General features: G+C 69.1%; 1 protein-coding gene. It reads right to left on the bottom strand.

Annotation, left to right across the window (positions count from 1 at the left end; all coding sequences use genetic code 11):
* Window positions 1-460: outer-membrane lipoprotein carrier protein LolA (locus RAD16_RS40925; RefSeq protein WP_458163680.1), on the bottom strand; the 460-nt coding region annotated here is incomplete at its 3' end.
* Window positions 461-472 lie beyond the last annotated feature (12 nt).

Here is a 472-nt window from a genome sequence, read left to right as displayed (position 1 = left end):
GCGACAGCGGATAGACGTCCTGCGTCGCGAGCTTGCGGTCGCGCACCACGAGTGACGACCCGTCGGCGACGATGTCGATCGGGCTCGGCGCGTCATATTCGAAGCGCACCTTGCCCGGTTTCTGGATGTAGAAGTCGCCTTGCGTCTTGCTGCCGTCGGGGCCGACCTGGACGAAATTCCCGACCAGCGTCGACAGCGACGACAGATAGGCGCTGACCTTGGCGGCCTGCGCCTTCTGGTTGGCATCGAAGGTCTGGAAGATGCTGCTCGGCACGTTGCGGCGCGGATCCGGAATCACCGGGTTCGGCGGCGTCTGCGTCGCGCCGGTGACGGCGGGGCCGCCGGCGGACGCGTCGCCGTCGCGGCCCTTCGGCGCGGGCTTCGGCACGGGGACGTTCTGCGCGAATGAGGACGCGGTCACGATCGCGGCGGTGACGAGAAGTGCGCCGGCAACGCGCACGCTTCTCGCGGC

It is taken from the genome of Bradyrhizobium sp. 18BD (assembly GCF_054185225.1).
This window is presented reverse-complemented; position numbering and strand designations above follow the sequence as displayed.